Genomic DNA, 13325 nt, shown 5'->3' with positions numbered 1-13325 from the left:
TCAAAAGATCGCAGCCTGCGGCAGCTCCTACACGGGGTCAGGCGACTCTGACATCCCGCATCAACAACCCAAACTCTAGATCCACCGCATCCGGTATCGGCAGGTACACCGTATGCCCATCCCCCGGTGCCACGTCGATCGGTGCACCTTTGACGTTCTGCAACTGATGCAGGTCGAAATGGAAATTACCCTTGGGCGTCATCAGTTCCATGTGATCGCCCAGGGCGAAGCGGTTTTTTACCTTTACTTCGGCCAGTCTGTCCCGGCGTGCGCCGGTCAGTTCGCCGACAAACTGTTGCCGCTCCGACACTGAGCTGCCGTTCTGGTAGTTCTGGTATTCGTCGTGCACATGCCGGCGCAGGAAACCCTCGGTATAGCCACGCTGGGCGAGGGATTCGAGGTCGGTCATGAGGCTGCGGTCAAACTCGCGACCGGTCACCGCGTCGTCGATCGCCCGGCGATAGACCTGGGTGGTCCGCGCGCAATAAAAGTGCGATTTGGTCCGGCCCTCGATCTTCAGGGAATGTACGCCCATCTGCGTTAAACGCTCGACATGCTGCACCGCACGCAGGTCCTTGGCGTTCATGATGTAAGTGCCGTGTTCGTCTTCGAAGGCCGGCATCAGTTCGCCAGGGCGATTGGCTTCCTGCAGCAGGAACACCTGCTCGGTCGGCGCGCCGATGCCCAGGGTCGGTTCAGGCTCATACTGCTGGACGATCTCGCCCAGCAAGTCTTGCGTAGCCTCTTGTGCCGAATACTTCCAGCGGCAGGCGTTGGTGCAACTGCCCTGATTGGCATCGCGCTTGTTCATGTAGCCCGACAGCAGGCAGCGACCGGAGTAGGCCATGCACAACGCGCCGTGAACGAACACTTCCAGCTCCATGGCCGGGACCTGTTGGCGGATCTCGGCGATTTCTTCCAGGGACAGTTCCCGCGACAGGATGACCCGGCTCAGGCCTTGTTGCTGCCAGAACTCGACACTTGCCCAGTTCACCGTGTTGGCCTGCACCGACAGGTGAATCGGCATCTGCGGGTAATGTTTGCGCACCAGCATGATCAGGCCGGGGTCGGACATGATCAGTGCATCGGGTGCCATGGCGATGATAGGCGCCAGGTCCTTGAGGAAGGTCTTGAGCTTGGCGTTGTGCGGCGCGATGTTGACCACCACGTAGAAGCGCTTGCCCTGGGCCTGTGCTTCGGCAATGCCGAGGGCCAGGTTGGCATGATCGAATTCATTGTTGCGCACCCGCAGGCTGTAGCGCGGCTGGCCGGCGTAGACGGCATCGGCGCCATAGGCGAAGGCATAACGCATGTTTTTCAAGGTGCCGGCGGGGGCGAGCAGTTCTGGGGCGACGAGGTTCATGGCGGGCGTGATCGCAAAAGCGCGCAGGGTATACGCCTTGCCCCGGGAATTTATTGATCTGGATCTATGCTTGACCAACAAATCGATGGCACTCGCGCGAGCCGTTGTGGCCTAAGCATCAGGGCGTACATTCGCGTCCCGGCGCACTGGCGTGGATCGGACATGAACGAAGAAAGCGTACAAGGCAAATCGCTGACGATCCTGCTGGGCGTGGTGAGTATCGCGTTCATCTGGATACTGTTGCCGTTTTACGGCGCGGTGTTTTGGGCAGTGATCCTCGGTATCCTCTTCGCGCCCATGCAGCGTCGGTTGCAATTGAAGTTCGGCTGGCAGCGCAACCTCACGTCGCTGCTGACCTTGAGCATCTGTCTGGTGATAGCGATTCTGCCGGTGATCATCATCAGCGCCTTGCTGGTTCAAGAAGGCGCGGCGGTGTACCAGCGCATCGAAAGCGGCGAGCTGGATATCGCCGGTTATGTTGCGCAGATCAAGCACAGCTTGCCGCCGTACTTCCAGCATCTGATGGATCGCTTCGGGTTGGGCGGGTTGGAGGGTATGCGCGAGAAAGTCGTCAAAAGCGCGATGGCCGGCGGCCAGGCACTGGCGACCCAGGTGTTCAGTTTCGGCCAGGGGACTTTCGATATCGTCGTCAGCTTTTTCATCATGTTGTACCTGTTGTTCTTTTTCCTGCGTGACGGCGCCGAGCTCGCACGCAAGGTGCGCGCCGCCGTGCCGCTGGAAGAGCAGCAGAAGCGTCGCTTACAGCTCAAGTTCAATCGTGTGGTGCGGGCCACGGTGAAAGGCAACCTGCTGGTCGCGATTACGCAGGGCGCGTTGGGCGGTCTGATCTTCTGGCTACTGGATATACCCAGCGCATTGCTCTGGTCGGTGTTGATGGCGTTTCTGTCGCTGTTGCCAGCAGTGGGGGCGGGGATTGTCTGGGCGCCGGTAGCGGCTTTTTTCCTGTTCACCGGTGCGATCTGGCAAGGCGTGGCTTTGGGGTTGTTCGGGGTGTTCGTGATCGGGCTGGTGGATAACGTGCTGCGCCCGATCCTGGTGGGCAAGGACACGAAAATGCCGGATTACCTGATCCTGATCTCGACCCTGGGCGGCCTGGCGGTATTCGGGCTCAACGGCTTCGTCATCGGCCCGTTGATCGCGGCACTGTTCATGTCGAGCTGGGATATTTTCCTGGAAACCAGACCTCGGGTGCAGTTGCCTTAGGCGTTGAGTTTGCCGTTCTTGCTCGCACTGACTTGTTGCGACATCGCCTGGGCGGCCGGCAATGAGGTGAGCGGCCCGCTGATCGGTTCACCGTCCAGCACCAGATACCAGCAGGCGAGCAATCCCGAGGCCCTGAGCGAGGCGGGAACGGCGCTGCCGATAACGGACATGATCTGAACCTGCGACATCATAAGGACCTCCAACAATCTATGGAGATACCTTACGGCGCCGGGGATTTTTCCGACAATCACCGTTTTCGATAGTGGTCATTGACGCCGTTGAGGCCAACGGACCGTCTGTCGCTCAATCGACCACTTGATCCAGCATATGCACCACTTCCTGTTCGTTCAGCAGGCCCTTGCGCACCAGGTTTTGCGTCAGCAGCGAGAGGAACTTGGCACTGCGATGACCTTCCAGCTGCTTGAGCTCGGTCAAGACGTTATAGACCTTGCTGGAGGTGCACAGGCCGACAATGCGGTGCGGGTTCTGTGTGGGCATGAGGGTGTCCTTGTTGTTATCAACCTGTTGTGGGCGGACAGGTGCAAGCTTGCGGATCTGACATGACATGAAGATGACGGTTTTTACCGGCCGATACTGTCCCGATAGCGACACTGACGCGATTTATCCAGACCTCTACCTGTAGGCGCTTGCCCTGCTCGCGAGGGTCGTCAACGATAACGCGGGCTATCTTAGTGCCCGCGTTGACTGGGCGTTCATCGCGAGCAGGGCTCGCTCCTAAAGGGGTAGATATCAAATCGCAGACATAAAAAAGCCCCGCGTACGGGGCTTCTTGCGTGTTTACCAGTGACCATAACCATGTGGAGGGCCGTAGTAACCGCGTGCGGGGCCGTAATAAACATGGGGTGGTCCGTAGTAGACCGGTGCCGGACGGTAGTAGATCGGTTGTTGTACATACACCGGTGCCGGCTGGTAATAGACCGGTGGTGGCGGTGGTGCGTAATAAACCGGTGCCGGCGCGGCATAGACCGGCTGGGGCGCGACATACACCGGCCGGTTGGCGTTGATCAGGGCCGAGCCGACGATGGCCGTGCCGACGATCGCCCCATATACCGCCGCATCATTACCACCACCATGGGCTTGCGCCTGGCCTGCGATAGCGAGGGCGCCAATCAGCAAGGCAACTGTGGGGACTTTACGGATCATGATAGTTCCTCGGTTCATCGACCCGGCGCTTGTGTCTGCAATAGACCCAAGGATTGTCGCGGGGATACTTCTAAGACAACGTATTTCTGAAAATCAGCACAGCCGCTGGGTAAATTTTGTGTAAGGTCTGTACCGGCTTGCTTACGGTCTCGTGAGGCTGCGGGCAGGCACAGAAATATGATCGATCAGAACACGATGGCCGGCTAATCCCGTCCATCCGAAAGTGCATTGCAAGGAGATCCGCATGCAGATGAACCCGAACAAAGACACTCAGCTATGCATGTCCCTCTCCGGTCGCCCCGGGAACTTCGGCCTGCGATTTCACAATCATCTGTATGAGCAGTTGGGCCTGAATTTCTACTACAAAGCGTTCAGCAGTCAGGATTTGCCGGGCGCGGTGGGCGGCATTCGTGCGTTGGGGATTCGCGGCTGTGGTGTGTCGATGCCATTCAAAGAGGCGTGCATCGCCTTGGTCGATGAATTGGATGCATCGGCCGCCGCAATCCAGTCGATCAACACTATTGTTAACACCCAAGGCCATCTCAAGGCCTACAACACCGACTACATCGCCATTGCCCAGTTGCTGGACACCCACGCGGTGCCCAAGGACACCACTTTTGCCCTGCGTGGCAGTGGCGGCATGGCCAAGGCCGTGGCCAGTGCCTTGCGCGATGGAGGCTACAAGAACGGCCTGATCGTGGCCCGAAACGAGGGCGCCGGCCGGGCGCTGGCCGATTCACTGGGCTACGAATGGCAAGCCGAACTGGGCTCGCGCCGCCCGCAAATGCTGGTCAATGTCACCCCTGTCGGCATGGATGGCGGGCCGGAGGCCGGGCAGTTGGCGTTTGAGGTCGACGTGATCAAGGCGGCGGATATTGTCTTTGATGTGGTGGCGATTCCTTCAGAAACACCGCTGGTCGTGCGGGGTCGGGCCGAGGGCAAACAAGTGATCACCGGGTTGGAGGTGATTGCGATCCAGGCGCTAGAGCAGTTTGTGTTGTACACGGGTGTGCGGCCGACGCAGGAACAGTTTCAGGCAGCGGTGGCTTTTGCTCGGAGTTGATGTTTCCTGAAGATCAAAAGATCGCAGCCTGCGGCAGCTCCTACAGGTGCCGAAGGTTGCGATCTTTTGCTTTTGCCCATGCCTATACTGCTGGCCTCCACTAGCAATCACCGTGACCGAGGCCTCCCATGCACCCGCCAATTCTCAACCTGGACCAGGCTGAACTCCTGCCGCTGCCCGAAGAGCTCGCGCCGACCGGTGAAACCGCCGGTCGCTATCAACAGCGATTTGCGCGCATTGGCCAGCAACTGGGTGCGCAGAAGCTCGGCTATCGCTTGTATGCGCTGGAGCCCGGCATGCGCGGCAGTCCGTTTCACAGCCATCGGGTCAACGAAGAAATGTTCTACGTCGTGGCCGGGGAGGGTGAGGTGCGACTCGGTACCGAGCGTTTTGCGATTCGCGCCGGTGACGTGATTGCCTGCCCGGCGGGTGGTCCGGAAAAGGCGCACCAGATCATCAACACCAGCAATGCCGAACTGCGCTACCTGGCGGTCAGCACTCAGCAATCACCGGAGATTTGCGAGTATCCCGACTCCGGCAAATATGCAGTGATGGACGACTTCAAGGTCGACGCCCAAGGCAATGCCTCAGGGTTCGTCGCCGTGGCCCGGCAGGCGGATGGGGTGGATTATTGGGAGGGGGAATAATTATCCAGATTGGTGGTGACCGTTGGTCTGCCTTCGCGGGCAAGCCCGCTCCCACAGGGATTTGTGGTGTTCACATGTTCTGCGGGCTTGCTCGCGAAAAACGTCCGGGCAGCGCGGTCATTCGGACAGCACGCGTCATCGTTAACGTCCATCGCGAGCAAGCTCGCTCCTACAGGTATTGCGCGGTCCTGTGTGGGCTTGCTCGCGAAAAGCCTCCAGACAAAGCGTTCATCCAGACAGCACGCGTCATCGTTAACGTCCATCGCGAGCAAGCATCGCTCCTACAGGTATTGCGCGGTCCTGTGGGAGCGAGCTTGCCCGCGATGGCGTCGGTTCATTCAACATCAATACATGGGCAGATCACGTTATTCCAACCGCGCCAACCGCTCTTCCAGCGCCGCGATCCGCGCTTCAAGCTCTTCGATCCGCTCCACCGAAACGCCACTGCCACCACTGCGTTCGACCGGGTTCTGTCGTGCGGCAAGGATTGCCTCGATGTCCGCCGGATCGCCCAATGCATGCATATAGCGGTCTTCCCGTTGACCGCCCTGACGCGGAATCAGCAATGCCAGGTCCCGGGCAATCAAGCGTTCCAGCTGATGCACCACTTGTTCGGTGTCTTCAAAATCATGCATGCGCGCGCTGCGGGTCAGCAGTTCGTTGACGGTTTGCGGGCCGCGCAGAAATAGCAGTCCCATTAGAATGACCTGAGCCGGTACCAGTTCCAGCGCCTTGTCGACCTTGTGCTCCCAACGATCGGCGCGACTGCCCATCACCAGTTTGGTAAAACCGCGTCCCTCGAGTGCGCGCAGGCTTTGGCCGACCTGACCCTGGGTCAGGTTCATCACCGGTTCGCGGCTGGTTTTCTGGTTGCAGGCAATCACTAGCGCATTGAGGGTCAGCGGGTAGGTTTCCGGGCTGGTGGCCTGTTTCTCGATCAATGAACCGAGTAGGCGGATTTCCGTGCTGTTGAGGCGTGGTTCGTCGGCGGTCGTCTCTTGCTCAGTCATGGTTCTGCGTCCTTAACCGTTTCAGGTTTTCTCTTGCGTGGATGCACTTTAGATTGGCGCGCGCTAATGGCAATATAAATCGTTACTTCAACTGGTCGGTATCCACGAATCCTGAATGAAATGTTAACGACTTTTTTACAATCTGCCGGGCACCGTATGCGTCGCTGCGCATAGTGGCTTATTGTGAATGGGTGCCATTTCTTCTTCCGCGCACCGACAGCGTCACTGAAAATATAAAAAGGTTATGGGAAAAGGCATGAAACTGACGTTGTGTTTGACCTGGCACGAAGCGCTGATTGACGTGTTCGGGGTATGACCATCCTGGTCACCGGCGCAGCCGGTTTCATCGGTTTTCACGTCGCCAGGCGTTTGTGCCTGGACGGCCATGAAGTGGTCGGGATCGACAACCTCAACGACTACTACGACGTAGGGCTCAAGCAGGCGCGGCTCAAGGAGCTGGAAGCCTTGCCGGGGTTTCGTTTCGAAAAAATCGACCTGGTGGACAAATCGGCCCTCATGGCCGTGTTCGATGAGCACCGCTTCACCGACGTGGTGCACCTGGCTGCCCAGGCCGGTGTGCGTTACTCGCTGGACAACCCCGATGTCTATGCTCAGTCGAACCTGGTGGGGTTCCTCAATATGCTGGAGGCCTGTCGGCAACACCGAACCGGCCACCTGATCTATGCGTCAAGCAGTTCTGTATACGGCGCTAACAGCAAAATCCCGTTCTGTATCGAGGACCCGGTCGAGCAGCCGATTTCGCTGTACGCCGCCAGCAAGCGCGCCAATGAACTCATGGCCCACAGCTATTGCCACCTGTACGGCCTCAAGGCCAGTGGCCTGCGTTTCTTCACGGTTTACGGGCCCTGGGGCCGGCCGGACATGGCGTTGTTCAAGTTCACCAAGGCGATGCTCGAAGGACTGCCCATCGACATCTATAACCAGGGGCAGATGGCGCGGGACTTCACCTACATCGACGACATCGTCGAAAGCATCGTCCGCTTGCGCACCCGTCCGCCGGTCCCGAAAAACCCCGGCGAAGGTGTCAATCGGCTGTTCAACATCGGGCGCGGCGAACCCATGCCCCTGCTGGATTTCGTCGAATGCCTGGAGTCAGCGCTTGATATTTCGGCCATTCGCAACCTCATGCCGCTGCAAGCCGGCGATGTGGTCAAGACCTGGGCCGATGTCTCGGCGCTGACCGAGTGGATCGATTTCCGACCCCAGGTGAGCGTTGCCACCGGCGTCGGGGAATTCGTGAAGTGGTATCGGCGGTTTTACGGGGTGTGAAGTATTCGCCCCGGATCATTTAAATCAAAAAAGAAAATCGAGTGAGCTCCATGAGGCAGGACATTTTTGTATCAGTGCTGATTCCAGCGAAAAACGAAGCGAACAACCTCAAGCCGTTGCTTGAGGAGGTTCGCGTGGCACTGGCCAATGAGGCTTACGAGATCATCGTGGTCGACGATGGCAGCACCGACGCCACCCTGCACGAGCTGCGGCAGATGCGTCACGACGGCCTGGACACCTTGCGCATCCTGCGTCATGAGCGTTCGCTGGGGCAAAGCACGTCGCTCTACCACGCGGCGCAGGAAGCCCGTGGGCAGTGGCTGGCCACCCTCGATGGCGACGGCCAGAACGACCCGGCGGACATCCCCGGCATGCTGGCGCTGGTGCGCGGCGAGGCGGGCCTGGTCGATGTGCAACTGGTGGCTGGGCACCGGGTCAACCGTCGCGACACGGCGAGCAAACGCTGGGCCTCGCGCTTCGCCAATAACCTGCGTAGCCGTCTGCTCAAGGACGCCACTCCGGACACCGGCTGCGGATTGAAGCTGATCGAACGGGCGGCGTTTCTGCGCCTGCCGTATTTCGACCACATGCACCGCTACATTCCGGCGCTGATCCAGCGCCACAACGGCCGGATGATTGTCCACCCGGTCAACCACCGCCCCCGCACCGCCGGGGTGTCCAAGTACGGCAACCTCGACCGCGCCCTAGTGGGTATCCTTGACCTGATCGGCGTCTGGTGGCTGATCAAGCGTACACGCCTGAACACCATCGCCCAGGAGATCGAGGCATGATCCTGACCCGCGAAACGCTGTGGCTGGTGATCGGTTTTGCCGGGCAAGTCGCGTTTACCGGCCGCTTCGTCCTGCAGTGGCTATACAGCGAATACAAGAAACGCAGCGTGATTCCGACCAACTTCTGGTACCTGAGCATCGTCGGCAGCACCTTGCTGTTGGCCTATGCCGTTTACCGGGAGGACCCGGTGTTCATTGTCGGCCAGGCCTTTGGCTCGATCGTGTATTTTCGCAACCTGCAATTGATTGCAATAAGCAAAAAACTCAAGGAATAAGTCATGCGTCGATCGCTATCGCCCAGGGTAGAGTGCCTGGGCTTGATGCTGCTCGCCCTGCTTTTGGTCGGCGCGGGTCTGGGGTTGCGTCAGGCGCAGAACGTCGATGAGGAGCGTTTCCTCGGCGTGGCCCTGGAAATGCTGAACCACGGTTCATGGCTGATCCCGCACCGCGCCGGGGAAATCTACGGCGACAAGCCGCCGATCTTCATGTGGACGGTGGCGTTTTTTGCCTGGCTCACCGGCAAGCCCAACCTGGCTTTGTACATTCCGGGCCTGTTCTCGGCGGTGACGGTCACGGCGATGCTCTACGACCTGGGCCGGCGGGTGTGGACCCAGCGTATCGGTCGCATCGCGGCGCTGTTGTACCTGGCGACTTATCAGACCTACAGCATCCTGCGCACCGGGCAGATCGACAGCTTCCTGATTCTGTTCACCACCCTGGGCCTTTATGGGCTGGCGCGTCACTTGCTGATCGGCCCGGCCTGGCGCTGGTTCTACGTCGGCTGCGCGGCGATGGGCATCGGCGTGATCACCAAGGGCGTGGGCTTTCTGCCGGCGCTGATGCTGATCCCGTACGCCTACGCGGTGCGCAAGGGCTGGCCGGGTGTGGTGGCCATGCCCGGCCAGGCACGCAAGTGGTGGCTGGGTTTGCTGGTGATGCTGGCTGGCATTGCCATCTGGCTGCTGCCGCTGACCCTGTCCATCGTGCTCAACGGCGGCGCCGACGAAATCGCCTATGCCCGGGAAATCCTTCTGCGCCAGACCGCTGGGCGCTACGCCGCCTCGTGGGATCACCGCGAACCGTTCTGGTACTTCCTCACCAACGTCATTCCGCAGTACTGGTTGCCGCTGGTGCTGGTGTTGCCATGGCTGGTACCGGCCTGGCGCCGTCAGCTGCAAAAGCGTGATGGCCGGGTGTTGGTGCTGCTGGGTTGGGTAGCGTTGGTGGTGCTGTTTTTCAGTATCAGTGCCGGCAAGCGCAAGTTGTACATCTACCCGGCGCTGCCTGCGCTGGTGCTGGCGGCAGCGCCATTGGTGCCCTGGTTGCTCAAGCGCTGGTTCCACAAGCGTGCGAAGTGGCAGCGAGTGTTTCCAGTGCTGGTGGCGAGCTGGTTCGCGCTGTGGTTCGCCCGCGGCTTTATCGAGCCGGTCAAGGACGGCGCCAATCCCCATGAGGCAATCATGGCGCAGGCAGCGACCATGACCCATGGCGCCGACCTGGTCCTGGTCAATTGGCGCGAAGGGCACTGGCTGTTTGCCCGCCAGCCGATCGTGCATTTCGGCATGGCTGATTCGACGATCGAGCAGGCGGCGCAGTGGTTGCGCGAGAACCCCAAGGCTTATGCCCTGGTCCCTGACGAATTGCTGAATCGCTGCTTCAAGCCTGAGGCGGCCCATGAACTGGGTGAAACATCACGTGCCGAATGGTCGATCGTCGGGGTTGATGCCGACAACGGCCAATGCCATCCCGGTCAACCTGACCATGTTTTTCGTTTTGTTTGGGATCGAGAAAAAGCATGAGTAAAGCAAAAAAGGTTGGGTTGCTCATTGTCGTTATTGCCTTGGTTCTGTTGTTCGCCACCGGTGCCCGATCTGTCCTGTACTCGCAGTTGTACGCGCACCTGCACAACAAGTGGCCCGGCAATCAGGCACCTGACAAAAATATCTGGCTGCCGGACTTCAAGGCTGTCATCCAGGCCAAGCCCATCGGGAATGTCCTGAATTTGTCCGGCATCGCCTACGACTATGATCGGGATCGTCTGCTGGGCATCACCAATGGTTCACCCATGCAGATTCTGGAGCTGAACCGTGACGGCGATTTGCTCGCAAGCTACCCGTTGATTGGATTCGAAGACACAGAAGGCATCGCTTATATCGGTGGCGGCCGTATCGTGATCGCCGATGAAAGAAAGCAGCAACTGAACGTTGTCACCCTGCCCGATACCCCGGGCCCCATCCATGTTGAGCAGGCACAGTTTCTCGCCATTGGCGTCAACCTCAGCGATCACAACAAAGGCTTTGAGGGCGTAACGTACGATGCGGCCAACGACCGTATTTTCGCCATCAAGGAGCGTGATCCACGGCAGCTGTACTCGGTCACCGGCATGCTGGCTTCCATCGGTGGTCCCCTGCAGATCCGCATCAAGGACCTGACTTCCTGGGTCGACCGCAGCGTTTTCAGCACCGACCTTTCCGAGGGCTATTACGACCCTAAGACCGGGCACCTGTTGTTGCTCAGCGAGGAGTCCAGCAACGTCACCGAACTGGACGAGAAGGGGGATTTCGTCAGCATTCTTTCCCTGCGCAAGCAGGCGGGCGATCTCAAGAAGACCATGCTGGGTGCGGAGGGGATGACGATGGATGCCGATGGCGAGTTGTACATCGTCTGTGAGCCGAATCTGTTCTACCGGTTCAGCAAGTCGAAGAACACTCAAATAGCCCGCGCGGAATAACCCTGATGAAGTCGAACCTGAGCTCATTGTCGACCCGCCACATCGCCTTGCTCGCGGCCATTGCCATCGCTCTGCTGTTTTTCTGGGGGCTGGGCAGTGTGCCGTTCATGAGTGTCAACGAGGCTCGCCGAGCCGTCACCGTGCGTGAAATGCGTGAAGCCGGGAGTTGGTTGCTGCCCTACATGAACGGCGAGTTGTACTTGTCCAAGCCTCCGTTTTTCTATTGGGCGGGCCTGGTTTCGACGGCAGTGCTCGGCAGCTTGTCCGAGTGGAGCGTGCGTTTGCCGTCGGCACTCGCCGCAGCCCTGTGCTGCATCGTCACCTATCTGTACGGCGTGCGGCAGGCTGGGCGCCAGGCTGGATTGTTCGCCGTGGTGTTTCTGGCGGCCAACGGGGGCTTCAGTCTGTTTGCCCGTCGCTCGGAAATCGAGATGCTGCTGACCCTGCTGTGTTTCGGCGCCTTGCTCGCGGCCTGGCAGTTCATTTTTCACCAGGGGCGGGCCCTGTGGAGCCGGCTCAGTTACGTGCTTTTAGGCTGTGCTCTACTGACCAAGGGGCCAGTTTGCCTGTTGTGGGTCACGGCTCCGATACTGTTGTATGCACTGATCTATCGCGACGCCCGGGCCAAGGCCTATCTGTGTGATGGCTGGGGCTGGCTGATTGCCGTGGCGCTGGGCGCTTCCTGGTATGTGGCGGTGTCCCTGAACCAGGGTTGGGGGATCTGGGCGTCGATCATCAACGAAGACATCGTCAAAAAGATCGATGGACAAGGCGCTGAGTCCTGGTATGCCTATCTGTTGTTCCTGGCCGGTGATTTCTTTCCATTCTGGTTGATCGTACTGGTACAGCCTCGACGCTTCTGGGCGATGATCCGCTCGCGTCGCGAGGCAGCCATGCTGTTGTGCTGCACCTTGTTGCCGCTGCTGGTTTTTTCCATGTTCACCGAAAAGCATGGCAAGTACCTATTGCCCATCTACCCCTCCATGGCCTTGTTGCTGGCCATGCATTGGACAACGGTGCTTGATGAGGCGAAGGGCCGCTGGCGTGCCTGCCTGGCTACGGTGCCCTACGTGATGTTGGCCGGATTCGTGGTGTTTTACCTGTTCGTCGAAGCGCGGGTCCTGGCCCATCGGGTCGATGGTCTGCAGGAGGTCGCCACGCTGGCCGCCAGCCAGCCGGGTCAGAAAGCCTACAGTGTCGGTGAACCGGATATCCGCCTGGTCTATTACATGGGTCGACCGGTTGCACGGCTGACGTTGGCTCAATTGCAGGCGGCAAACCGTCCGCAGGGCCTGCTGTTTGTAAAGGAACCCCTGGAGGCGAGCATACAGGGCCTGGCATCGTGCAAAATTGGTAAAGTCGAGCCGTATCTGAGTCCGGGCAAGGCTGCGTTGCTTGTCAAACTCGGAGCGGAATGTCACTGATGGCAGTTCAACGATAAAAAAGACCGGTCTGGGGAGGGGTGTGCATGGCTATAATCGGCCCACGTTCCCTCCTGTCACCACACGAGACTGCCATGACCATTTCCTTGTACGACGCCTCCGTTCCAGTTTTCCAGCAAATGCTCAACGCCCTGAGCGATGTGCTGAAGAAGGCCGAGGCCCACGCCACCGCCAAGAACATTGACCCCAACGCCTTCCTGCAAGCTCGCCTGTACCCGGACATGTTCCCGCTGGTGCGTCAGGTGCAGATCGCTGTTGATTTCGCCAAGGGCGTTTCGGCGCGTCTGGCTGAAGTCGAACTGCCAAAGTACGACGACACCGAAACCACCTTCGCCGAACTGCAAGCACTGATCGCCAAGGTCCTGTCTTTCATCGGCGATTTCAAACCGGAGCAGATCAACGGCAAGGAAGGCATCGAAATCGTGACCCGTCCGGGCACGCCGAAAGAAAAGCGTTTCTCTGGCCAGGCTTACCTGCTGACCTACGGCCTGCCGCAGTTCTTCTTCCACATCACCACCGCTTACGCGCTGCTGCGTCACAACGGTGTGGAAGTGGGCAAGCGTGATTACATGGGCGCGTTCTAAACCGCCCAGGTACAAA

At 59.3% G+C, this 13325-nt stretch carries 15 protein-coding genes; 10 read left to right on the top strand and 5 right to left on the bottom strand.

Annotated elements, in window-relative coordinates; translation table 11 throughout:
* Positions 1–37: 37 nt before the first annotated feature.
* Positions 38–1363 carry a tRNA 5-hydroxyuridine modification protein YegQ gene (gene yegQ, locus ABTV22_RS19620; protein ID WP_433736146.1) on the bottom strand — a complete coding sequence of 442 codons (1326 nt, stop codon included), beginning with the start codon at positions 1361–1363 and terminating at the stop codon, positions 38–40.
* 162 nt (positions 1364–1525) lie between these two features.
* On the opposite strand from yegQ, the gene ABTV22_RS19615 reads away from it, so the two are divergent.
* Complete coding sequence (locus ABTV22_RS19615) at positions 1526–2587, top strand: AI-2E family transporter (protein WP_433736145.1); 1062 nt, start codon at positions 1526–1528, stop codon at positions 2585–2587.
* Here the strand turns inward: ABTV22_RS19615 and ABTV22_RS19610 are convergent.
* The 3 genes from ABTV22_RS19610 to ABTV22_RS19600 form a co-directional block, all read right to left on the bottom strand.
* The gene (locus ABTV22_RS19610) at positions 2584–2775 is read right to left on the bottom strand and encodes a hypothetical protein (protein ID WP_433741454.1); all 192 of its coding nucleotides are present in this window, start codon (positions 2773–2775) and stop codon (positions 2584–2586) included. The two genes, ABTV22_RS19615 and ABTV22_RS19610, sit on opposite strands and share 4 nt — an antisense overlap.
* A gap of 115 nt (positions 2776–2890) precedes the next feature.
* Positions 2891–3085, bottom strand: a complete 195-nt coding sequence (locus ABTV22_RS19605; protein WP_175390873.1) for a hypothetical protein — start codon at positions 3083–3085, stop codon at positions 2891–2893.
* 300 nt (positions 3086–3385) lie between these two features.
* Positions 3386–3751 (bottom strand): hypothetical protein, encoded by a 366-nt coding sequence (locus ABTV22_RS19600; protein ID WP_433736144.1) that lies wholly within the window; start codon positions 3749–3751, stop codon positions 3386–3388.
* 244 nt (positions 3752–3995) lie between these two features.
* Here ABTV22_RS19600 and ABTV22_RS19595 point away from each other — a divergent pair, with 244 nt between their 5' ends.
* Together ABTV22_RS19595 and ABTV22_RS19590 are read left to right on the top strand one after the other, a co-directional pair.
* Entirely contained in the window at positions 3996–4814 is an 819-nt protein-coding gene (locus ABTV22_RS19595; protein WP_433736143.1) for a shikimate 5-dehydrogenase, read from the top strand.
* A 128-nt stretch (positions 4815–4942) separates the two neighbouring features.
* Complete coding sequence (locus tag ABTV22_RS19590) at positions 4943–5461, top strand: cupin domain-containing protein (RefSeq protein ID WP_433736142.1); 519 nt, start codon at positions 4943–4945, stop codon at positions 5459–5461.
* Between the two features lie 365 nt (positions 5462–5826).
* On the opposite strand, the gene ABTV22_RS19585 is transcribed toward ABTV22_RS19590, so the two are convergent.
* Positions 5827–6471 (bottom strand): YceH family protein, encoded by a 645-nt coding sequence (locus ABTV22_RS19585; RefSeq protein ID WP_433736141.1) that lies wholly within the window; start codon positions 6469–6471, stop codon positions 5827–5829.
* 312 nt (positions 6472–6783) lie between these two features.
* Here ABTV22_RS19585 and ABTV22_RS19580 point away from each other — a divergent pair, with 312 nt between their 5' ends.
* The 7 genes from ABTV22_RS19580 to ABTV22_RS19550 all read left to right on the top strand — a co-directional run bounded on the left by ABTV22_RS19580 (position 6784) and on the right by ABTV22_RS19550 (position 13309).
* On the top strand, positions 6784–7761 hold the full coding sequence (locus tag ABTV22_RS19580; protein ID WP_433736140.1) for an NAD-dependent epimerase: 978 nt from the start codon (positions 6784–6786) through the stop codon (positions 7759–7761).
* Between the two features lie 50 nt (positions 7762–7811).
* Positions 7812–8552, top strand: coding sequence for a glycosyltransferase family 2 protein (locus ABTV22_RS19575; RefSeq protein ID WP_433736139.1), 741 nt, complete (start codon positions 7812–7814; stop codon positions 8550–8552).
* Positions 8549–8827 carry a lipid-A-disaccharide synthase N-terminal domain-containing protein gene (locus ABTV22_RS19570; RefSeq protein WP_433736138.1) on the top strand — a complete coding sequence of 93 codons (279 nt, stop codon included), beginning with the start codon at positions 8549–8551 and terminating at the stop codon, positions 8825–8827. The genes ABTV22_RS19575 and ABTV22_RS19570 overlap by 4 nt, the downstream gene beginning before the upstream one ends.
* A gap of 3 nt (positions 8828–8830) precedes the next feature.
* Entirely contained in the window at positions 8831–10351 is a 1521-nt protein-coding gene (locus tag ABTV22_RS19565; protein WP_433736137.1) for an ArnT family glycosyltransferase, read from the top strand.
* Positions 10348–11283 (top strand): SdiA-regulated domain-containing protein, encoded by a 936-nt coding sequence (locus ABTV22_RS19560; protein ID WP_433736136.1) that lies wholly within the window; start codon positions 10348–10350, stop codon positions 11281–11283. Before ABTV22_RS19565 ends, ABTV22_RS19560 begins: the two co-directional genes overlap by 4 nt.
* Positions 11284–11288: 5 nt before the next feature.
* On the top strand, positions 11289–12707 hold the full coding sequence (locus ABTV22_RS19555) for an ArnT family glycosyltransferase (protein WP_433736135.1): 1419 nt from the start codon (positions 11289–11291) through the stop codon (positions 12705–12707).
* A gap of 92 nt (positions 12708–12799) precedes the next feature.
* Positions 12800–13309 carry a DUF1993 domain-containing protein gene (locus ABTV22_RS19550; RefSeq protein WP_433736134.1) on the top strand — a complete coding sequence of 170 codons (510 nt, stop codon included), beginning with the start codon at positions 12800–12802 and terminating at the stop codon, positions 13307–13309.
* Positions 13310–13325 lie beyond the last annotated feature (16 nt).

The organism is Pseudomonas putida (assembly GCF_050990305.1).
Taxonomy (GTDB): Bacteria; Pseudomonadota; Gammaproteobacteria; order Pseudomonadales; family Pseudomonadaceae; genus Aquipseudomonas; species Aquipseudomonas putida_AH.
Note: the sequence above shows the minus strand (reverse complement) of the source record. Positions and strands in the feature narration are given on the sequence as shown.

Coding starts and splice junctions, on each gene's coding strand:
- yegQ (WP_433736146.1), bottom strand. CDS start 1,363: ATGAACCTCGTCGCCCCAGAACTGCTCGCCCCCGCCGGCACCTTGAAA.
- ABTV22_RS19615 (WP_433736145.1), top strand. CDS start 1,526: ATGAACGAAGAAAGCGTACAAGGCAAATCGCTGACGATCCTGCTGGGC.
- ABTV22_RS19610 (WP_433741454.1), bottom strand. CDS start 2,775: ATGTCGCAGGTTCAGATCATGTCCGTTATCGGCAGCGCCGTTCCCGCC.
- ABTV22_RS19605 (WP_175390873.1), bottom strand. CDS start 3,085: ATGCCCACACAGAACCCGCACCGCATTGTCGGCCTGTGCACCTCCAGC.
- ABTV22_RS19600 (WP_433736144.1), bottom strand. CDS start 3,751: ATGATCCGTAAAGTCCCCACAGTTGCCTTGCTGATTGGCGCCCTCGCT.
- ABTV22_RS19595 (WP_433736143.1), top strand. CDS start 3,996: ATGCAGATGAACCCGAACAAAGACACTCAGCTATGCATGTCCCTCTCC.
- ABTV22_RS19590 (WP_433736142.1), top strand. CDS start 4,943: ATGCACCCGCCAATTCTCAACCTGGACCAGGCTGAACTCCTGCCGCTG.
- ABTV22_RS19585 (WP_433736141.1), bottom strand. CDS start 6,471: ATGACTGAGCAAGAGACGACCGCCGACGAACCACGCCTCAACAGCACG.
- ABTV22_RS19580 (WP_433736140.1), top strand. CDS start 6,784: ATGACCATCCTGGTCACCGGCGCAGCCGGTTTCATCGGTTTTCACGTC.
- ABTV22_RS19575 (WP_433736139.1), top strand. CDS start 7,812: ATGAGGCAGGACATTTTTGTATCAGTGCTGATTCCAGCGAAAAACGAA.
- ABTV22_RS19570 (WP_433736138.1), top strand. CDS start 8,549: ATGATCCTGACCCGCGAAACGCTGTGGCTGGTGATCGGTTTTGCCGGG.
- ABTV22_RS19565 (WP_433736137.1), top strand. CDS start 8,831: ATGCGTCGATCGCTATCGCCCAGGGTAGAGTGCCTGGGCTTGATGCTG.
- ABTV22_RS19560 (WP_433736136.1), top strand. CDS start 10,348: ATGAGTAAAGCAAAAAAGGTTGGGTTGCTCATTGTCGTTATTGCCTTG.
- ABTV22_RS19555 (WP_433736135.1), top strand. CDS start 11,289: ATGAAGTCGAACCTGAGCTCATTGTCGACCCGCCACATCGCCTTGCTC.
- ABTV22_RS19550 (WP_433736134.1), top strand. CDS start 12,800: ATGACCATTTCCTTGTACGACGCCTCCGTTCCAGTTTTCCAGCAAATG.